Source organism: Celeribacter litoreus (assembly GCF_020165855.1).
Classification (GTDB): Bacteria; Pseudomonadota; Alphaproteobacteria; order Rhodobacterales; family Rhodobacteraceae; genus Celeribacter; species Celeribacter litoreus.
Genome location: NZ_JAIUFY010000001.1, coordinates 61288 through 81187 on the forward strand (window position 1 = coordinate 61288; position 19900 = coordinate 81187).

General features: G+C 59.2%; 19 protein-coding genes. 12 read left to right on the forward strand and 7 right to left on the reverse strand.

Annotated elements, in window-relative coordinates; all coding sequences use genetic code 11:
• Window positions 1-80 precede the first annotated feature (80 nt).
• The 4 genes from leuS to LA304_RS00340 are packed head-to-tail and all read left to right on the forward strand — an operon-like array spanning window position 81 to window position 5222.
• Entirely contained in the window at window positions 81-2657 is a 2577-nt protein-coding gene (gene leuS / locus LA304_RS00325; RefSeq protein ID WP_224501126.1) for a leucine--tRNA ligase, read from the forward strand.
• Window positions 2644-3135, forward strand: a complete 492-nt coding sequence (locus tag LA304_RS00330; RefSeq protein ID WP_224501127.1) for a hypothetical protein — start codon at window positions 2644-2646, stop codon at window positions 3133-3135. The genes leuS and LA304_RS00330 overlap by 14 nt, the downstream gene beginning before the upstream one ends.
• Complete coding sequence (holA, locus tag LA304_RS00335; RefSeq protein WP_224501128.1) at window positions 3135-4160, forward strand: DNA polymerase III subunit delta; 1026 nt, start codon at window positions 3135-3137, stop codon at window positions 4158-4160. The genes LA304_RS00330 and holA overlap by 1 nt, the downstream gene beginning before the upstream one ends.
• 60 nt (window positions 4161-4220) lie before the next feature.
• Window positions 4221-5222, forward strand: coding sequence for an LLM class flavin-dependent oxidoreductase (locus LA304_RS00340; protein WP_224501129.1), 1002 nt, complete (start codon window positions 4221-4223; stop codon window positions 5220-5222).
• Here LA304_RS00340 and LA304_RS00345 read toward each other — a convergent pair.
• The 3 genes from LA304_RS00345 to LA304_RS00355 are packed head-to-tail and all read right to left on the reverse strand — an operon-like array spanning window position 5203 to window position 7744.
• The gene (locus LA304_RS00345) at window positions 5203-6360 is read right to left on the reverse strand and encodes a TIGR03862 family flavoprotein (RefSeq protein WP_224501367.1); all 1158 of its coding nucleotides are present in this window, start codon (window positions 6358-6360) and stop codon (window positions 5203-5205) included. The two genes, LA304_RS00340 and LA304_RS00345, sit on opposite strands and share 20 nt — an antisense overlap.
• A gap of 17 nt (window positions 6361-6377) precedes the next feature.
• Window positions 6378-6992, reverse strand: coding sequence for an enoyl-CoA hydratase/isomerase family protein (locus LA304_RS00350; RefSeq protein ID WP_224501130.1), 615 nt, complete (start codon window positions 6990-6992; stop codon window positions 6378-6380).
• Window positions 6989-7744 carry an SDR family oxidoreductase gene (locus LA304_RS00355; protein ID WP_224501131.1) on the reverse strand — a complete coding sequence of 252 codons (756 nt, stop codon included), beginning with the start codon at window positions 7742-7744 and terminating at the stop codon, window positions 6989-6991. The genes LA304_RS00350 and LA304_RS00355 overlap by 4 nt, the downstream gene beginning before the upstream one ends.
• 114 nt (window positions 7745-7858) lie before the next feature.
• Here LA304_RS00355 and LA304_RS00360 point away from each other — a divergent pair, with 114 nt between their 5' ends.
• The 3 genes from LA304_RS00360 (at window position 7859) to LA304_RS00370 (ending at window position 11578) form a co-directional block, all read left to right on the forward strand.
• Window positions 7859-9388, forward strand: a complete 1530-nt coding sequence (locus LA304_RS00360) for a DUF2125 domain-containing protein (protein WP_224501132.1) — start codon at window positions 7859-7861, stop codon at window positions 9386-9388.
• 77 nt (window positions 9389-9465) lie between these two features.
• Window positions 9466-10812 carry a TldD/PmbA family protein gene (locus LA304_RS00365; protein ID WP_224501133.1) on the forward strand — a complete coding sequence of 449 codons (1347 nt, stop codon included), beginning with the start codon at window positions 9466-9468 and terminating at the stop codon, window positions 10810-10812.
• Window positions 10799-11578, forward strand: coding sequence for a 3'(2'),5'-bisphosphate nucleotidase CysQ (locus LA304_RS00370; RefSeq protein WP_224501134.1), 780 nt, complete (start codon window positions 10799-10801; stop codon window positions 11576-11578). The genes LA304_RS00365 and LA304_RS00370 overlap by 14 nt, the downstream gene beginning before the upstream one ends.
• 3 nt (window positions 11579-11581) lie before the next feature.
• Here the strand turns inward: LA304_RS00370 and LA304_RS00375 are convergent, their stop codons facing one another.
• Together LA304_RS00375 and LA304_RS00380 are read right to left on the reverse strand one after the other, a co-directional pair.
• Window positions 11582-12802 carry a glycosyltransferase family protein gene (locus LA304_RS00375; RefSeq protein WP_224501135.1) on the reverse strand — a complete coding sequence of 407 codons (1221 nt, stop codon included), beginning with the start codon at window positions 12800-12802 and terminating at the stop codon, window positions 11582-11584.
• Between the two features lie 3 nt (window positions 12803-12805).
• Window positions 12806-13618 carry an HAD-IIB family hydrolase gene (locus LA304_RS00380; protein ID WP_224501136.1) on the reverse strand — a complete coding sequence of 271 codons (813 nt, stop codon included), beginning with the start codon at window positions 13616-13618 and terminating at the stop codon, window positions 12806-12808.
• Window positions 13619-13777: 159 nt separating this feature from the next.
• On the opposite strand from LA304_RS00380, the gene LA304_RS00385 reads away from it, so the two are divergent.
• Genes LA304_RS00385 through lpxK form a run of 3 tightly spaced genes read left to right on the forward strand, consistent with a single transcriptional unit; the run spans window position 13778 to window position 16310 of the window.
• A complete protein-coding gene (locus tag LA304_RS00385) occupies window positions 13778-14023 on the forward strand; it encodes a DUF4170 domain-containing protein (protein WP_224501137.1) in 246 nt (81 codons plus the stop codon).
• Window positions 14020-15321 carry a 3-deoxy-D-manno-octulosonic acid transferase gene (locus LA304_RS00390; RefSeq protein WP_224501138.1) on the forward strand — a complete coding sequence of 434 codons (1302 nt, stop codon included), beginning with the start codon at window positions 14020-14022 and terminating at the stop codon, window positions 15319-15321. The genes LA304_RS00385 and LA304_RS00390 overlap by 4 nt, the downstream gene beginning before the upstream one ends.
• Entirely contained in the window at window positions 15318-16310 is a 993-nt protein-coding gene (gene lpxK / locus LA304_RS00395) for a tetraacyldisaccharide 4'-kinase (RefSeq protein ID WP_224501139.1), read from the forward strand. The genes LA304_RS00390 and lpxK overlap by 4 nt, the downstream gene beginning before the upstream one ends.
• Window positions 16311-16320: 10 nt before the next feature.
• Here lpxK and LA304_RS00400 read toward each other — a convergent pair whose 3' ends face one another.
• Together LA304_RS00400 and LA304_RS00405 are read right to left on the reverse strand one after the other, a co-directional pair.
• Entirely contained in the window at window positions 16321-16965 is a 645-nt protein-coding gene (locus LA304_RS00400) for a DsbA family protein (RefSeq protein WP_224501140.1), read from the reverse strand.
• Complete coding sequence (locus LA304_RS00405; protein ID WP_224501141.1) at window positions 16962-17498, reverse strand: DUF721 domain-containing protein; 537 nt, start codon at window positions 17496-17498, stop codon at window positions 16962-16964. The genes LA304_RS00400 and LA304_RS00405 overlap by 4 nt, the downstream gene beginning before the upstream one ends.
• Window positions 17499-17588: 90 nt before the next feature.
• On the opposite strand from LA304_RS00405, the gene mutY reads away from it, so the two are divergent.
• Window positions 17589-18662: an A/G-specific adenine glycosylase gene (mutY, locus tag LA304_RS00410; RefSeq protein WP_224501142.1), complete on the forward strand. Its 1074-nt coding sequence runs from the start codon at window positions 17589-17591 to the stop codon at window positions 18660-18662.
• A gap of 31 nt (window positions 18663-18693) precedes the next feature.
• Window positions 18694-19851 (forward strand): alkane 1-monooxygenase, encoded by a 1158-nt coding sequence (locus tag LA304_RS00415; RefSeq protein WP_224501143.1) that lies wholly within the window; start codon window positions 18694-18696, stop codon window positions 19849-19851.
• Window positions 19852-19900 lie beyond the last annotated feature (49 nt).

The window sequence follows — 19900 nt, forward strand, 5'->3', positions numbered from 1 at the left end:
ACCGTGGCGAGACAAGACATTATGACGACGCCGGGCCTGTTTGTGCCCGGCGTTTCACATTGACCCCAAGGGATGAACAGATGAGCCGTTACGCGCCCAGCGAGATCGAACCGAAATGGCAGTCCGCATGGAATGAGGCGGAGGTTTTCCTCGCCAAGCGGGATGAGAGCAAGCCGAAGTATTACGTGCTTGAGATGTTCCCCTATCCGTCGGGCCGCATCCACATCGGCCACGTCCGCAACTACACGATGGGCGACGTCGTCGCGCGCTACAAATCTTCCACGGGCCACAACGTCCTGCACCCGATGGGCTTTGACGCCTTCGGCATGCCGGCGGAAAACGCAGCAATGGCGTCCGGCGGCCACCCGAAGACGTGGACCTACGCCAACATCGACACGATGGTCGATCAGATGAAGCCTCTCGGCCTCTCCATCGACTGGACCCGCATGTTCGCGACCTGTGATCCGGAATACTATGGGCAGCAGCAAGCGATGTTCATCGACATGCTCGAAAAGGGCCTCGTTTACCGTAAAAACGCCACGGTGAACTGGGACCCGGTTGACATGACCGTGCTCGCCAACGAGCAGGTGATTGACGGCTGCGGCTGGCGCTCCGGTGCACCGGTGGAACGTCGCGAGCTGACCCAGTGGTTCTTCAAGATTTCCGACTATTCCGAAGACCTCCTGAGCGCCATCGACACGCTCGACAACTGGCCGGACAAGGTCAAAACCATGCAGCGCAACTGGATCGGCAAATCGCGCGGTCTTCAGTTTGCGTTCTCCGTCGTTGAGCCGACCGCGCATCACGACCGGATCGAGGTGTACACCACTCGCCCCGACACGCTCATGGGCGCATCTTTTGTGGGTATTTCTGCTGATCACCCGCTCGCCAAGGAGCTTGCCGCCGAGAACCCCGAAATCGCCGCGTTCTGTGAAGAATGCCGCAAGGGTGGCACGACCGAAGAGGCGATTGAGAAGGCTGAGAAGCTCGGCTTCAACACCGGCCTCACCGTGCGCCATCCGTTCGACACCGCTGTCGAACTGCCAGTCTACATCGCGAACTTTATCCTGATGGACTACGGCACAGGCGCTATCTTTGGCTGCCCCGCGCACGATCAGCGCGACTTTGATTTTGCGACCAAATACGGCCTTCCGATCACATATGTGTTCGAGCCGACCGAAGGTGAACTCGACACGTCGGAGGCCTACACCCCGCTCAAGTCCGAGAAAGTGACCTACACGCGCGGGTTTGCTGGCGAGGCCGTTCAGACCGGTGAGCAAGGCGTCGAAACCGCGATTGATTTCTGCGAGGCCAATGGTGTCGGCCATGGCGTGACAAAGTTCCGCCTGCGCGACTGGGGCCTCTCCCGTCAGCGCTACTGGGGCTGCCCAATTCCGGTTGTGCACTGCGAAAGCTGTGGCGTTGTGCCGGAGAAGAAAGAAAACCTGCCGATCGAGCTTCCGTTCGATGAAGGCGGCAAGCCAATTGATTTCTCCGTGCCGGGCAACCCGCTCGACCGTCACCCGACGTGGCGCGACTGTTCCTGCCCGACCTGCGGCGCACCGGCGCAGCGTGAAACCGACACGATGGACACCTTCGTCGATTCGAGCTGGTATTACGCCCGCTTCACCGCCCCGCGCGCCACGACGCCGACGGTTGCTGAGGATGCGGATTACTGGATGAACGTCGACCAGTATATCGGCGGCATCGAACACGCGATTCTGCACCTGCTCTACTCCCGCTTCTTCGCCCGCGCGATGAACGAAACGGGGCATCTGCCGGACAAATCCCGTGAACCGTTCAATGCGCTGTTCACGCAGGGCATGGTGACGCACGCGATCTACGAGAACGCAGAGCGCAAAAACGAGAACGGCCGCACGATCTACCACTATCCGGAAGAGGTCGAAGAGCGCGACGGTGGTGTCTTCGTCAAAGAGACCGGCGAGAAGGTGAACGTCATCCCCTCCGCCAAGATGTCGAAGTCCAAAAACAACGTCGTCGATCCGGTCGCGATCATCGAGCAATACGGCGCGGATACCGCCCGTTGGTTTGTGCTCTCCGATAGCCCGCCGGAGCGTGATGTAGAGTGGACCGCCTCCGGTGCAGAAGCCTCCAACAAACACCTCGCGCGTGTCTGGCGACTGGCGTCTGAGCTGGAAACCCAACCAGAGCAGGGCCAAGGCGACGAGGAGCTCCTCCGCGCAACGCACAAAGCGATGTTCGAAGTCACCCAAGGCATCGACTCCTTCGGCTTCAACACCTCGATTGCGAAGCTCTACGGGTTCACCAATACGATCTCGAAATCGAAGGCCGGACGTGAAGCAAAACGCTTTGCGCTCAAGACGATGGCCCAACTCATGTCGCCGATGACGCCACACCTTGCAGAGGATATGTGGGCGATGCTCGGCGGTGAGGGTCTCGTGGCGCGGGCCGCTTGGCCAGTGCCGGATGAGGCGATGCTTGTCGAGGACACCGTGACGCTTCCGATCCAGATCAACGGCAAACGTCGGGACGAAATTTCCGTGCCGAAAGACATGCCTAAGGAAGAGGTTGAAAAGCTGGTCCTAGAAAACGATGCTGTGAAAAGGGCGCTCGATGGCGGGTCCCCGAAAAAACTCATCGTTGTGCCGGGCCGTATCGTCAATGTCGTCATTTGATCGCCGTAAATTCCTGATTTCCAGCGCCACATTCGGGGCGCTGGCGGGATGCGGTTTCACTCCGGCTTATGGCCCCGGTTCAGCCGGGTCCAACCTGCGCGGACGCGTCGAGATCGCGGCCCCGGATGACCGCGAAAGCTACGCGCTCGCCAACCACCTCAAACTGAGCTTCGGCGAGGTGACGAACCCTGCGTACCGATTGAGCTATGAGATCGACACAGTCGAAAGGGCTGTGGGCATCACGCGGGATGAGGAAATCACCCGTTACCACGTCGAAGGAGAGGTGACTTTCGCTTTGACGGAGACCGCGACAGGCCGGACACTGACCTCAGACACAGTCGAAAGCTTCACCAGCTATTCGGCCCCGAACTCTCCCGTGGACCGCCTGACTGCATCCCGTGATGCTTATGAGCGCCTTATGGTGATCCTTGGCGACAAGATCGTGGACCAGATCATCACAACGGTCGAGATTGTCTGATGAAGCTCAACGCCCGCGAAGCATTGTCCTACTTTGCCAAGCCCGATCGCGGCAAGGCAGGGGTGTTGCTCTACGGGCCTGACACAATGCGGATCGCGCTCCGACGTCAGGAGATCATCGAGAACCTGATTGGCAAGCAAGGCGAAGAAGAAATGCGTCTCTCACGCATTTCCGGTGCCGAATTACGTAAAGACAAAACCCTGTTGCTCGACGCCATCCGCGAACAAGGCTTTTTCCCCGGTCCGCGCGTTGCATTTGTCGAGGACGCAACCGACACGATTTCGGAAGTCGTCAAAGATGCACTGTTCGACTGGCGTGAGGGCGACGCTCAAGTCGTCGTGACCGCCGGCCAACTCAAGGCCAGCTCCAAACTCCGCAAGCTATTCGAGGGCCATCCCTCTGCCTACGCGATCGCAATCTATGCCGATCCACCATCCCGCGCGGAGATCGAGGAAACGCTTTCGAAAGCGGGCCTGAAAGACATCTCCCGCGAGGCCATGACAGATATCGAGGCCCTCGCCCGCGTCCTCGATCCCGGCGATTTCCGCCAAACTCTGGAGAAACTCGCGCTCTATAAAATCGGCGACAGCACTCCGGTGAGTAGCGAGGACGTTCAGAATTGCGCGCCCGCAACGACCGAGGCCGAGGTTGATGACCTGCTCAATGTCGTCGCAGAGGGCAAGCAGCAGGAACTCGGGCCCTTGATGCTCAAACTTGGCGGTCAGGGGATTGACCCGGTTGCGCTCTCTATCTTCACGATGCGCCATTTCAGAACACTCCACGCCGCTGCCTCCGATCCCGGCGGTGCCGGTGCAGGGATCGCTCGTGCACGGCCTCCGATCTTTGGTCCGCGTCGCGACCGCATGACACGACAGGCGTCTGCGTGGGGCATGTATAAGCTCGAAATGGCGCTCGGCATTCTGACCGACACGGATCTGACGCTTCGTTCAGCGTCCAAGGCCCCGACAATGGCGGTCATGGAGCGCGCTCTGCTCAGGCTTACTATGCTCGCGCAACGGCGCTGAGCACAAAGAGACGTTGCACCGCCGCTCACCGACCCCAAATTGGGACGAAAGGAGCCGCACATGATCCCATATTCCCTACTCGACCTGTCTCCCGTGCCGGAAGGCACCTCCACGGCGGATGCACTGAAAAACTCCGTCGATCTGGCGCAGCACGCTGAAGCGTGGGGGTTCAACCGCTATTGGCTCGCCGAGCACCACAATATGCCTGGGATTGCGTCCGCCGCGACAGCGGTGGTGATTGGCCATATCGCAGGGCATACGAAAACCATGCGGATCGGTGCGGGCGGGATCATGCTCCCGAACCATGCGCCTTTGCAGGTCGCCGAGGCATTTGGCACGCTCCGCGAACTCTACGGGGATCGCATCGACCTCGGGCTTGGGCGTGCGCCGGGGACGGACATGCCGACCGCGCGGGCGCTGCGCCGCAATCTGATGCCCGGCCATGCGAATGGCGAAACCTTCCCACAGGATGTGCAAGAGCTAATGGGGTATCTCGGCGACATGCCTGACGACGCTCCTGTCCGCGCCTTTCCGGGGACAGGAACCCATGTGCCGGTCTGGATGCTCGGGTCGTCAACCTACGGCGCGGAACTCGCCGCATATTTGGGTCTGCCCTACGCGTTCGCGTCGCATTTTGCCCCTGCTGCGCTTGATCAGGCGGTCCAGATTTACCGCGACCTATTCCGCCCGTCTGCGTATCTGGAGAAACCCTATTTCATGCTCGCGACGAACGTCTTTGCGGCTGAAACGGAAAAAGAGGCGCTGTTTCTCCGCACCTCCATGATGCAGACCTTCGCGAACCTGCGCATGGGAAAACCCGGCAAGCTGCCGCGCCCAGTTGAGGAGATTTCGTCCGTCGTTCCCGCGCAGTTCTTGCCATCTCTCGAGGCCATTTTCGCGGTCTCTTCGACTGGGACAAAAGCTATGGTGGCGGATCAGGTGGCTGGTTTGATCGATAGATACCAACCCGATGAAATCCTGTTCGCAGCCAACATCCACGACCACGGCGCGCGGCTGCGGTCACTCGAAATCGCATCTGAAGTTATGCGAGAGAGGCAATAACGCCCCGACCAGCGAGGCGGCCTGAGGCGAGGCAGGCCGTCAGAAGGTAACCGCCCGTTGGCGCATCCCAATCGAGCATCTCACCTGCGAAGAACAGGCCCGGACTACGGAGCGCCTCCAGATGATCCGACAAAGATTCAAACCGGACGCCGCCCGCGGTGGAAATCGCCTCATCCATCGGACGAAACTTTGCGCCCTCGATTTCAAGTCCTTTGAGTGCTGCTGACAAATCCTCTGACTGCGGTCCCGCGAACTCCATCAGAAGGGCGATCTTTTCAGGCGACAGCCTGAGCGCACGCTTCAGGAACTTCGTCAGCGTTTCTTTCGTTTTGCGCTGGATTAGGGTCTTTTTGAGCTTCTCTTCGCTCCAGTCGGGCAGCAGATCGACGCGCAATTTCGCTCCATCACGAAACCCACGCGAGACGGAGTAGATGCCGCTCCCCTCGAGGCCTCGTTTCGAAATTATGAATTCGCCACGGGTCTCAAATCGTCCGCATGTCAGCTTCACACCCTTCACCGGCTTGCCGAAATGGCGCTCCATATGCGGCGTCCAATCGACCGTCAGACCAACATTCGAGGGTGCAAACGGCGCGAGATCAACGAAGCGTTCGACTTGCTCTGTCCACGCACCACTAGACCCCAATCGCGCCCAACTCGCCCCTCCGAGTGCGAGGACGATGGCACGCGGAGCGATGGTTTTCTCTCCCTCTGAAGTGTCAAAAGCCACCGTTTCGGACAGTTCGGTCATGCGCCAGTTCCGTCGCAGCTCCACGCCCCGCGAGGATAATCTCTCCAACCATGCACGAAGCAGTGGAGACGCCTTCATCACAGTTGGGAAAACCCGCCCCGACGAGCCTGTGAACATTTCTTGCCCGAGGCCTTCTGCCCAAGACACCACATCATTCGGGCCAAACTCTTTAAGGGCAGACCGCAGATACGGGTGCAACGGATCATAGGCCGACAGAAACTCCTCGAAAGGTTCATCCTTGGTCAGGTTGAGACCCGATTTCCCCGCCATCAGGAATTTGCGCGCGGGCGATGGTTTGGCTTCGGTCACGACAACAAAGAATCCGGCCCCTGAAATCACTTCCGCCGCCATGAGGCCGGCAGGCCCTGCGCCGACCACCAGCACGTCAATCTGTTCGGATGTGGCTGTCACGGCGTGATCAGAGCCTTGATGCCCGCGATATGCGCAAGGTCCGCGGCGAGGGCGTCCCCGGCGAGCACCTCAACTGCGGCCTTCTGCTCAGAAGCATCTACGATTCGATCCACCAAACCCCACGCCAAGGCTTCGTCCGCGAGGATCTTTTGCCCGCCCATCAGGATCATTTTCGCCCGCGCGGGACCGATCAGCTCACGCATACGGCGCGGATCAGAGGGTTGAGGCAGGAACCCGAGCTTCATCACCGGATAAAAGAACTTCGCCGACGGATCACTGATGCGGATGTCGCAGGCGAGCGCCATGCCAAACGCCCCACCCGCCAACGTGCCATTCAGCGCGGCAATCGTGAGACAGGGCAGTTCGGCGAACTTTCCGGAGAGTTCCTCCCAGAGATGAGACGTCGCGAGACCCGCACGCGCTTCGTCGAGATCAGCACCTGCCGAAAACACTTTTCCAGCACCCGTCAGCACGAGAACCTTCGCGCCCACTGCCGCCTCATCTGCAATCTCAATGAGACGGGATAGCATCTCGGACGTGAGAGAGTTGGCTTTCTCGGGCCGGTTCAATGTCACCGCCCAGAGGTCTCCATCACGGGTCAACTCGATCATGCGATCACCCCGATCTGACGGCGGAATGCTTCGTCCCTCAGACGCAATTCCTCGCCCATATGCGCGTCGGCTTCCGCGCTGCACATCCAAAGAAGCGCCTTCGCGGGCCACTCCGGCGGAATGTGATCGGACCACTCCAGCTTGCTCACGTCATTGATGCCCGACGCTTTGATCTCTCGCTGCATTTGGGTGGCGACAGTTCCAGGAGACAGCCCCATCGCGCGGATGCCTTTGTCGCGATATTCGAGATCGAGCGCAGAGGTCAGCATCGCAGCCCCCGCTTTGGAGGTGCAATAGGCACTCCACCCCTCAATCGCACTGTGTGCCGCACCGGACGAGACCGTGAGCACCGTCCCGCCACCCCGAGCGACCATAGACGGCACCACGCGGTGCATCGCATAGAAGACACCTTTGATATTCACGTCGATCAACCGCCCCCACGCCTCTGGGTCCACCTCTGCCAACGCGCCGATGGGGTCAATCATGCCCGCATTATTGACGAGGATATCGACCGGTCCGAGGGATTGTTCGACTTGCGTGAGGGCCTCATCCACAGCTTCCAGAGACCCGATATCACACGGCACAGCAAGCGCCCCCTCTCCGATCTCCGATGCAATGCGGAATATGTCATCCTCGCTCCGCGCCAGAAGGGCAACCTTCGCGCCGGATTTGGCAAAAAGACGCGCTGTGGCCTCCCCAATCCCGCGGCTTGCGCCTGTGACGACGGCCACCTTGCCTGTCAAATCGATCATACCTGTCCCTCCTGATCTTTGCGGCAGAATAACCATGCCTCGGCGCGGGTTCCAACCTTGACCCGTCAGTCAAAGCAGGAAACTGTATCAGGTAACTATTCAACGGAGTATTTCATGCGTTTCTTCTTCTTCTCATCCACCATTTTGTCCGCCGGTCTCTCCTTCACTTCGGCCTACGCCGAGATCACACCGGAGGAGGCGTGGGCCGCCTACGAGACGATGATGACGTCGACAGGCATGGAGGTCACGGCCGATGTGAGCCGCGAAGGCGACACGCTCGTCGTGCGTGACATGGTGTATGGCATGGAGTTGGGCTCGGGCGACATGAAAGTCAGCAGCACCTCGACCGCACCGGAGATCCGGTTTCAGGAGCGCGCGGGCGGCACGGTTGCCACTTGGTTTGCCTCGCCGATCACATCCATCGCGACGACCCCGCTTTCGCCTGAAATTGGTGACGGCATGATCGAAACTCGCTCCGTGATGACTATTGACGGAGAAACCCTGATCGAAGGCGACACCGACGACATGATGTTCTCGTTTGAGGAGATGACCGTCTCGATGGTGCAGGAGCCGGCCTATTACGAAGAGATGCTCATCCAGCCCGGCGGGGAGATGACAGTAGGCGGTATCGCGGGGACTTATTCGCTCGCCAATAGCGGCGTAGAAATCTCTTCCGAGTTCGATGTGACTGTGGCCGCGCTCACCTACGACATGGTGATGGATGACCCGGAGGGAAGCGTGCAATTCCAGATGCTCATGCAGGATATTTCTGTCGACGGCCTCTATAGCGCACCAATTATGGACGAAGCAGGTTCGTTCGCGGATGTATTCGGCGCGGCAACACTTACCATGACATCGAATTCCAGCGAAAGCGGGTTCACGATGGACATGGTGCTTCCCGATGTTGGTCCGATCTCGGTCACGGGTTCCTCTCAACATGGCGGAACCAACATCTCTCTCGCATCCGGCCTCATTGACTACGAGGCAAGCGCCGATGCCCTAGAAATCTCTGTTTCTGGCGCCGTGATCCCCTTCGGCGAGCAGACTGTTTCCATCGCATCTCTGTCCTCAAACCTGATGCTGCCACTCTCCGCATCCGACGCAGATCAACCCTTCAACTACGGGGTGGGAATCGAGGAACTCGTCCTGCCCGATTTCGTGTGGATGATGGCCGACCCGTCAGGACAACTGCCGCATGATCCGGTATATCTGCGCCTTGCAATCGCGGGCACTGTCCAAAGCGGCATCGATCTCTTTGATATCGAAGCACTTGCGGCTCTCGATGGGCCGGGCGCCGAGGTGCCCCTTTCGGTTAAAACAGTCGCAATTCCTGAGCTCTACCTATCTCTCGCGGGGGCGTCCATTGATGGCGTCGGCGAAGGGTATTTTATGGGCGACCAGTCGATCACAGCAGGTGGCCTGCCGCCGTTTGCCGGCAAACTCAATCTCGATATTCGTGGCATCCAAACACTCCTTGGCACCCTCGCCTCGACCGGCATGCTGCCGCCGGAACAGCTTATGTCCGCGCAGATGATGCTCGGCGTGATCGCACGACCGGGGTCTGAAGAGGATCAACTCGTCTCCGAGATCGAGATCACCGAGGATGGCACTGTTCTCACCAACGGACAGCCCCTTCCGTTCTAAGTCCGGTAGGATTGCTTGCGCTTTGGCGGCGAGCGGCCTAACTCCTTTGGAGACGTGAAAAACAGGAGTTGCCCCTTATGGCTCAGGACCTCGCCAAACTGACCGAAGCTCTTCTCGACGCCGCCCGCAAGGCTGGCGCCGAGGCTGCCGATGCCTTGGCCATTGACGGCACGTCCGTTTCCATCAACGTGCGCCAAGGGCAGCTGGAGCAAGCAGAGCGCTCCGAGGGCGTCGATATCGGGCTGCGGGTTCTGATCGGCAAACGTCAGGCCTGTGTGTCCGCCTCAGACACGCGCCCAGAAACACTCCAAACAGTCGCAGAGCGCGCCGTTATGATGGCGCGCCTCGCCCCAGAAGACCCGACCGCAGGTCTCGCGGACCCGTCGCAGATCGCGACGCAAACCGACATGTCCGTCCTCGAAATGTTCGATCCGTCGGGTGAACCGTCTCCCGAAACGCTCAAAGAGGACGCTCTGCGCGCCGAAGCAGCGGCCTCAGCCGTTGAGGGCATTTCCCAAGTGGACAACGCGGGCGCCGCCTACGGTCATCGACGCATCCACCTCTCTGCCACCAACGGGTTTCAGGGCGGATATGAACGCACGGACCGCATGATCTCTGCTGTTGCCATCGCGGGCAGCGGCACGGGAATGGAGCGCGATCACTGCGGCGAAAGCCGGATTTTTGGCGCGGACCTGCCGAGCCCCGAAGAGATTGGCCGCCTCGCCGCCGAACGCACCCTTGCCCGCATGGGCGCGCGCAAGCCGAAGACGGGCGCCTATCCGATCCTCTATGATGAACGCGTAGCATCTTCGCTCATTGGGCATTTGCTATCCGCCATTAACGGAAGTTCGATTGCACGTGGGTCGAGCTGGCTTCGCGATGCCATGGGTGAGCAGGTTTTGCCGACGAGCCTCTCCATCATCGAAGACCCGCTCCGCCCCCGCACATCCGCCTCGCGCCTGTTCGATGCTGAGGGCCTCGCGACGCAAAAGCGCGCGCTCGTGGAGAACGGAGTGCTCAAGAGTTGGGTTCTTGATCTCGCCAGCGCACGAAAACTCGGGCTTGAGAGCACCGGAAACGCCTCTCGCGGCGTGTCGGCCCCACCCTCCCCGTCGTCTGGCAACGTCTCACTGACGCAAGGCGAACAGAGCCGCGAGGACCTGATCCGCGATATGGGCACTGGCCTCTTGGTCACAGGCATGATCGGCGCATCGGTAAACCCGACGACAGGCGATTACTCTCGCGGCGCGAGCGGCTTCTGGGTCGAAAACGGTGAAATCGCCTATCCGGTGAACGAATGCACGATCGCCGGCAATCTGCGGGACATGCTCAAGACGTTGATCCCCGCGAACGACGCCCGAACACACCTGAGCCGCGTGGTGCCCTCTCTGCTGGTCGAGGGGATGACGCTTGCAGGAGACTGACGATCTCGAATTGCTGATCGAAGCGGCGCGAAATGCCGGCGAAATTGCGCGCCCCTACTGGCGTGCGGAGCCGAAGACCTGGGACAAAGGCGGAGGCCAAGGCCCAGTGACTGAGGCCGACCTTGCCGTGGACCGGATGCTCCACGAGTATCTTTTGTCAGAGCGCCCCGACTATGGTTGGCTTTCCGAAGAAACCGTGGACGCCACCGCGGAGCGGCTCGGGCGGGATCGTGTTTTCATTGTCGATCCGATTGACGGCACACGCAGCTTTATTCACGGCGATCACAACTGGGCGCATTCGCTCGCAATTGCCGAGGCGGGCGAGGTGGTTGCGGCCGTTGTGTATCTGCCAATGCGTGATCGTCTATTCACTGCGATAAAAGGCGGCGGCGCTGAACTGAACGGAGAAATCCTGCGGGCGTCGCAACGCTGTGATCTTGATGGGGCGACGGTTTTGGCGCCGCGTCAACACCTCGCTGACGAACACTGGCAAGGCGGATCACCCAACTTCATCCACAAATTTCGCCCGTCCCTCGCCTATCGCCTCGCGTTGGTCGCCCAAGGCCGCTACGACGCGATGTTTGCGTTTCGCCCGACGTGGGAATGGGATGTGGCGGCAGGCACCTTGATCCTCTCGGAGGCGGGCGGCGTTGTCAGCGACCGTAGAGGCAAAAAGCCGCTCTTCAACCAGCCAAAGCCTCAATTGGACGGGTTGGTTGCAGGATGCCCGGCGCTCGCACAGGGCATCCTCGCACGCCTCAAATAACGATCACTGGTATTCTTTCATGTCATCCGCAACGGCGCGCAGCATGGACGAGATGATGTCCGGATCAGCTGCATGGACGCGGGACCAGTTCGGGATAAACGGTGTCTCCATCGGGTTTTCAAGGAATACGTTCCCCGCGCCGATGATGTTGTTTGCGAACAGTTCCACTGCTTGCTCTTCGACGTGACGATCCACATGCAGGCCATTCATCCGCGCGTCGTTGAAATAGGTTTCGATGAGATCGAGCGCACCGCGATAGTACGTTGCCTTGATTGACCGGAAGATTTCTTCCGAGAACACAGTCCCATCTGCTGCAAGCTTGCGATAGAGCGCCTTACAGATATCGACCGACATCCGCGACAGGCCTTTGGAGGCGTCTTCCTGGCTCAAATCCTGATGCTTGTGATCGTAGCGATCCGAAACTTCGACCTGACATACCGCACGCGGGCTCAGATTGCGCCATGCCTCAGACAGCAGGCCAATTTCGAGACCCCAATCAGACGGAATCCGCATGTCCGGCAAGATCGAGGTGCGCATGGCAAACTCACCTGCGAGCGGGTAGCGGAAGTCCGCGAGAAAATCGAGATAATCCCGCGGCCCAAGCACCTTCGCCAGAGCGTGGATCATCGGCGTCACCAAAAGGCGGGACACGCGACCATTCAGCTTTCCATCCGCAACGCGGGGATAAAAGCCTTTCGACATCTGATATGGGAATGTCGGGTTCACAACCGGATAAACGAGCCGCGCGAGCATCTCGGCAGTGTATGTCACAACATCACAGTCATGGACCGCGACAACCGCGCTATCCGCGCAGGCAATCGTATAACCCATGCAGAACCACACATTCCGGCCTTTACCCGGTTCCGACGGAGACAGATCAAGTTCCTGAAGACGTGCGTCAACGGCGCGAAGGCGGGGGCCGTCATTCCACAGAACAACATGGTCTGCCTTCAGCTTGGAGAAGAACTTGCGCGCGTAGAGGTATTGTTCCTCTGTCGCGCGGTCGAGGCCAATGACGATGCGGTGGATGAAATCTACCTTGTTCAATTCTTCAATGATGTTCGGGAGCGCATCGCCCTCTAACTCGGAGAACAGAGACGGCAGAATGAGTGTGATTTTTCGGGAGGAGGCAAAGGCATTGAGTTCCCGATTGAGGTCCTCTTCCGTGTTGATTCTCAGATTGTGAAGCGTCGCGACATGCCCGCCCTGATGGAAATCAGCCATTTTTCAGCCTTCCTTGGTCTTATCGTAAAGTTGCGCGATGCGTTCGAGCACCGCGATGTTCCATCCCTCCGGACCCGGGCGCTCTGTCCGCGCAATCCGCCCATCGTCCTCGCCGCTCAAAGGCGGGATACCTGGTCCGTGTGTGTTTCGAATGACAATGCCGAAATCCGCTGTCTCAATCATCTCGACATCGTTCGGCGCATCGCCGAGGGCCATTGTCACCGGACGCGGCTCGAAACCTGAAATGATCGCGGCCATCTGATCGGCTTTGGTCGCCCCGAAGGACAATGTGAGGTATCGCCCCCCCTGCCGCGCACGTATTCCTTTCTCGCCGAGCAACGCTTCGAACTTTGCCAAATCCTCGTCCGACCCGTTCCAAAGGCCGGGTTCGGAAAATTGGCGCCGGGCCGCCTTTTCCGCCTGCTGGAGCGGCAATCCGGTCTTGTCCGCAACGGCCTCGACAGGCCAATCGGAAAAACCCTCGTAGCAAGCGCGCAATTCAGCAGGCAGCTCATCAAGTGCTTTCCGGATCGCGTCGTGCTCGGAGGTGTCGGCGCCGGCGCCCGCACCGGCCGGCAAAAGACCTGCACCATTTTCGACAATGGCAGGAACGTCTTCAAATCCCATCTGCGCACGCAAGTCTGCAATCTCTGAAGCGGTCTTCGAACTTGCGAGGACGAGTGGAATCCCCAACTCTCGCATTTTATCGAGTGCTTCATTTGCCGCATCCCACGCATAGGTCGCATGGTCGAGCAAAGTGCCATCCAGATCAGAAAAAACGATCAGTCGCGGAGCGGATTTTGACGTCGCATTCATGGGATCATGATGGCGCTATCCGCGGGAAAGGAAAACAGGCGATCTGCAATATTTCGCGGGAGATGTAATTTCCCGCCCAAGATTTAGGCAGGGCTTGCGGCCTGCTTGACCCTCCTCAGGATTGGTCTAGGGTGCGCCCAGAAACTTGGGAGAGCTTTCATGGCACAAAGACTGCATCTCGTTTTCGGTGGCGAACTCATCGATCCGTCCAAAACGATCTTTCGCAACGTCGATGACATCCACATCGTCGGAATTTTTCCCAACTACGAGACCGCACACAACGCGTGGAAGGCAGAGGCCCAGCGGACTGTAGACAACGCGCATATGCGTTACTTCATCGCGCACCTGCATCGCTTGCGTGACGAAGAGCAAGTCGGCTCCAAAACCGAAGAATTCGGTGCGTGACGCCCACGCTTCCATTTATTCTCTATGCGGGCCTCGTCGAGCGCTCGGAACACCGTCGCGTTAGCCACCTCGACTTTCTTGTCGAAAGTGGCCAAATCTCGCAACGGGATCGCGACGCTCGGCTTGCCGTTAATCTCCCGGAGCGACCTTCAGGGGAACTGCTCTGGATTCATGCGGAAACGACACACGCCGCGCGATCCGCATTCGAGCTTTTCGCCCATATCCGTGACGAAAGACCGGATTTAGCCGGAATCGTGACTATTTGTCCGAGCGCAGAGCCACCTGCGGCGCTTCATCCTCATGTCTGTCAGATTCTCCCCGTCCCAGAGGACACACGCCAAAGTGTGCAGCGTTTTTTAACACACTGGGATCCGGATGCGCTTATTTGGATCGGCGGCGGCTATCGGCCCGCGCTGCTACGGCGCGCGAAGGAACGAAAAATCCCGACCCTCTCGATCGAGGCCCCGGACACCTCAACAGATCTCTTCGCGCCACATCGAATTCCCGGCCTCTTGGCCGCGACGATGCGGTGTTTCGACAGGGCCGTGACAGCCAAAGGGGAGACATTGCCGCTCTGGCGACGCGCGGGCCTTGCAAAAGATCAGGTCGATTTTCTCGGATATATCGAAGAAAGCGGCATCGCGCCTGTTCTTGATGACGACGAGTTAGAGTACCGGCTAACACAGATCGGCACACGACCGGTCTGGTTTGCGGCACAGATCGCGGCAAACGAAATGCGGGATGTGATCTACGCCCACAAACGCGCCCTGCGCCGCGCGCACCGTCTTTTGCTCGCCATTTCCCTCGCCGAAACAGGCATGCGCAAAGCGCTTCATGACCAACTAAGCGCCGCGGGTCTGGTTGCAATCGATCTCTTGGAAGCCCCTTCAATTCACGAGGCAGCGCAGGTTGTGCTTCTGCCGGGGGATGACGACCTCGGGGACGCGGATGCGCTGTGGCACAGGATCGCCTCTACGAGCTTTCTCGGGAAGTCACTCGCCCATCTGGGCGGGACAAACCCGTCTGCCGCCGCTGCAATGGGATCGGCAATTCTACACGGACCTCACGTCGACAATTTTTCGAATTTCTATGCACGATTGGCGCATGGTGGCGCGACCTGTCAGGTAGGAAACGGAACACAGCTCGCCGAAGAGGTCGATCGCCTGCTCGCGCCCGATCATGCCGCGCTCATGGCCAACGCAGCTTGGGAAGTGACCTCGAGCGGGGCAGAAGTGACAGAACGCGTCGTCGCATTGGCGCACGATATGCTCGATCTGAGTGACAGGAACCGCGCATGAAACAACCGATATTCTGGTCAAATCCCGCGGACGCACCAGGGTGGCAGGCCCACCTCTTGGCTCCGTTATCCAAACTCTACGCGAGCGCCACGGCCCGACGCCTAAAACAGGACGGGTATAAAGCGAGCGTCCCCGTGATCTGCGTTGGCAATATCAACGCCGGTGGGACTGGCAAGACCCCGACGACCATCGCGCTCGTGCAGTATCTCATTGCACGAGGCAAAAACCCACATGTCGTGTCTCGCGGTTACGGTGGCTCGCTCGAAGGCCCGGTTCGCGTTGATGAGCGCACCCATTCAGCCGAGGAAGTCGGCGACGAACCTCTCCTGATGGCCGCATTCACGCCCGTCTGGGTTGCGAAGGCCCGCGATGAAGGTGTCAAAGAGGCGGAGAAAAACGGGGCGGACGTCGTCATCCTTGACGACGGCATGCAGAACCCTTCGGTTCAAAAGGACCTGACACTCGTGGTCGTGGATGCGCATCGCGGCTTTGGCAACGGGCGCGTTCTGCCGGGTGGCCCACTGAGAGAATCTGTCACCACGGGCCTCAAAAGAGGGGATGTATTGATCTCGATCGGGTCTCCCGAAGCACAAGAGCGCTTTGAGACCAATTGGGCTGGATTAGTGTCTATTCCGAGGGTGAAGGCCGCCCTCGAACCGCTGCAGACCGGCATCGATTGGGACGGAATGGAGGCTCTCGCCTTTGCCGGGATCGGGCATCCGGAAAAGTTCTTCCAGACGCTCCGCGAGCTTGGCGTCACACTGTTGAGGGCCGAAGCGCTCAAAGATCACCAACCGCTCTCGACCCCACTCATGAAACGCCTTGAGGTCGAGGCCCTCGCCCTCAGTGCGCAGATGGTGACCACAGAAAAAGACGCGGTGCGATTGCCCCGCGCCTTTCGGACTCATGTCATTACTCTGCCGGTGCGTTTGTCCGTCGAGGACTGGTCACCGATCGACCATCATCTCAGCCAACTTGGGCTAGATTAGGGTCAAATTTTTAGAGTTTTGCGTCCAGAATTTCTTTGAGATCAGCGTAGCTCATGTTGGAGTGCTTTACGCCGTCGATGATCAACGTCGGGGTCGCGTCGACGCCATACTCTTCCATCTCTTCAGTGAACTTCTGATACATGGCCTCAGCCATCGCGCCGTCGTTCAGGCACTCGTCCAAGTTCTCGTCGGTGAGGCCCGCGCGCTTACCAATCGTGCGGAGGTTTTCGACGATCGCCATCGTGTCTTTGCCGGTGCCGATCCAGTCGCGCTGCTCTTCGTAAAGAATCTTCTGGATACCGAAGTAGCGCATGTCGCCGCCGCAACGGGCAACCATAGCAGCCCAAAGACCGAATTTGTCGAAGTAAACCTCGCGGTAAACAAACTTCACCTTACCGGTGTCGATGTAGTCGGCTTTCAGCGGTTCGAAAACGGCACCGTGGAAGTTTGCGCAGTGTGGGCAGGTGTAGGACGCATATTCGATAAGTTCGATCGGAGCATCCGGATCACCAAGCACAATATCGGCCACAACCGGCGCGTCGGTCGCGTCTTGTGCATTCGCTGCACTCACAAAGCCGCCAGAGCGCGGGTCGATCATCAGACCGGCGCCGATCATGGCCATGGCGGTCGTCGTCAGGAAGTTGCGTCGATTCATTGTTCGTCCTTTTGGTTAAGTCTTTGCCGGCTGAGGAAGGTTCCGGCGAATTTCTCAAGAGCGGCGCGCAGCGCATCATTTTCGACCCCTTCGGCGAGATCGTGTGCAACGGCGCGGGTTTCTGGTGTGACCGAAACCGATTGTTCCGGTTTGGCGTGTGTGAACTGAGCCCGCCCTTCGGAAAATCCGGTCGGAGCGGTCTGGGTAATATGGATGCGGCTGATCGCGTTGTAGCCATAGACGGCGTTCACCCGTTCAGTGATTTTCGGCAGCTCGGCCTGCAACATGGGCGCGAAGGCCCCCGTCGTCAAAACGGTCAAGGAGGCCCCGAAGCCGCCTTTGGCGTAGGACACCTTCACGGGGCGCGCCATGGCTGCGGTTTGTTCGCCGACGATCTCTTCCCAGTGGGTGAGGAGCCGCGATTCAGAGAAGCCGCGGGTTTCCGAGGCCTCGCGGATACGCGACTGCAAGAGGCTCGCGGTTCTTTCGAACCCGCGTTTGCGTCTTTTCGTTCCTGAGTGAGTCTCGGCCATGAATTCGCGACTGGTTTATTTACATCTGACCGCTATTTTAGAGGGCTTGAAACAAGGCGCCAGAGCAAAGCGGATGACGAGGTCTAAACATTGCGTGACGAGTTGAAACAGAATGACGCTTTAACGAAAATCGCGCCTGCACTTCTGGCTTGGTATGACGTCCACGCGCGGGAGTTGCCGTGGCGGGTTTCACCGTCGGACCGCAGTGCCGGTATCGCCCCCGATCCCTATCGGGTCTGGCTATCCGAAATCATGTTGCAACAAACGACTGTCGCAGCGGTCAAATCCTACTTTGAACGCTTCACTCAGCTCTGGCCGACGGTCAGCGATCTTGCGTCTGCCGAAGATGAGGTCGTCTTGGGCGAGTGGGCAGGGCTTGGGTATTACGCACGTGCACGCAATCTGCTCAAATGTGCGCGGGCAGTTCAGAGGCAATATGGCGGCGAATTCCCGAATACCCGCGCTGAGCTGCTCTCTCTTCCGGGAATCGGCCCCTATACATCGGCTGCTATTTCCTCAATTGCTTATGACCTTCCGGAAACTGTCGTTGACGGGAACGTTGAGCGGGTTGTCTCACGGCTCTTTCGCGTCGAAACACCCCTGCCCGCGGCGAAGCCAGAATTGACGAGCCTCGCGGAGACGCTCACGCCCGAGAAGCGTCCTGGAGATTATGCGCAGGCAATGATGGATTTGGGCGCGACCATTTGCGCCCCACGCAATCCGGCCTGTTCTTTGTGCCCGCTCAACGCCTCCTGCGCCGCGTTTGAGGCCGGAGATGCGTCTCGATTCCCGCTAAAAATGCCGAAGAAGGCAAAGCCAACCCGCTACGGACACGCTTTTATTGGCCGCACCACTGCCGGTGAATGGATTCTTGAGACACGCCCGGAAAAGGGCCTGCTGGGCGGGATGCTCGGGTGGCCGGGAACCGAGTGGCAGGAGGAACACGAAGTGGTCGCTCCTTATGACGCGAACTGGCAGGCGCTCGGGGAGGTCAAACACACATTCACCCACTTCCATCTCATTCTGACGGTCCACATGGCCGAGGGGGTCACGGTCCGGAAAGAGGACTTCACGCTCAGAGGGGCAAACAGCTTTCGCGCCTCGGATCTGCCGACAGTGATGCGAAAGGCATTTGACCTCGTAGACAAGTCGTCCGACAAGTAGGCCGTAGGCATCTCAGAGGGACATCCCGCCGATGAACATGGCCGAAATCCGTATTCGCAACGCACTGCCGTTCTGGCTGTCGCTGACAGTCATCCCATTGATCTGGGTCGGTGCGCTTTGGGGCGGTTGGAGCGTGATCATTGTCCCGCTCTATGCGTGGTATATGTTCGGCATCCTCGACGGCATTCTGGGCCTTAACTCCGAGAACGCCGACCCGAACACGCCGGAAAGCGAGCTCTTCTGGTATCGCGCGGTCACGATCATCTGGTTTCCGGTCCAGTTCGTGAACGCATTCGGCCTGATCTATTTCGTGACCCATACTGACCACTTGTCCGCGCTTGAGATCATCGTCCTCTTCTTCGGTGTCGGGGTCTCCTCCGGCACGACTGGGATGGTCTACGCGCACGAGTTGCTCCATCAGCGCAACAATCTCGAACGCTGGCTTGGTGATCTCCTTTTGGCCTCCGTTCTCTATTCCCACTTCCGGACGGAGCACCTCCTCGTTCACCACAAACACGTCGGCACGCGGCGCGATGCCGTCACCGCTCTCTATAATGAGGGATTTCACCATAATGAGGGATTTCACCGCTACTTCTGGCGCGTTCTCAGGGAATGCCCGAAATCCGCATGGGAGGCTGAGAAAGCGATGCTCTCTCGGCGCGGCCTTTCCGCTTGGCACCCGCGCAATCCGCATTTCCGGTATTGGACGCTTCAGATTCTGATGCTTCTGCTGGCAACCTTGCTCGGGGGTGCTGCCGGGCTCGCCCTCTTTGCATGGCAGGCCATCGTCGCGATTTGGCAACTCGAACTCACCAACTATGTCGAACACTACGGCCTCACGCGCCGACATCTCGGCGATGGCAAGTATGAGCACGTCAAACCGCACCATAGCTGGAACGCCGCGCATATGGCGACGAACTGGTTGCTCATCAATCTCCAGCGGCATTCGGATCACCATTACAAACCGGATCGCCGCTTCCCCCTGCTCCAGAACTATGACGAGGCCGAGGCTCCGCAGCTTCCTTATGGCTACACCCTCATGGGCGTCGCCGCGATGGTTCCCCCTGTCTGGCGCCGGATCATGAATCCGAAGGTCAAGGCATGGCGAAAGCTGCATTACCCTGATCTCTCCACCTTCGAGGATTGGGCGCCCTACAAGAACGGGACCAATCCCCTGCCGCCGCTCTGACAAAAAAGGCCCCGCTGATGACACAGCGGGGCGTAAGGTCGTGCCGCGA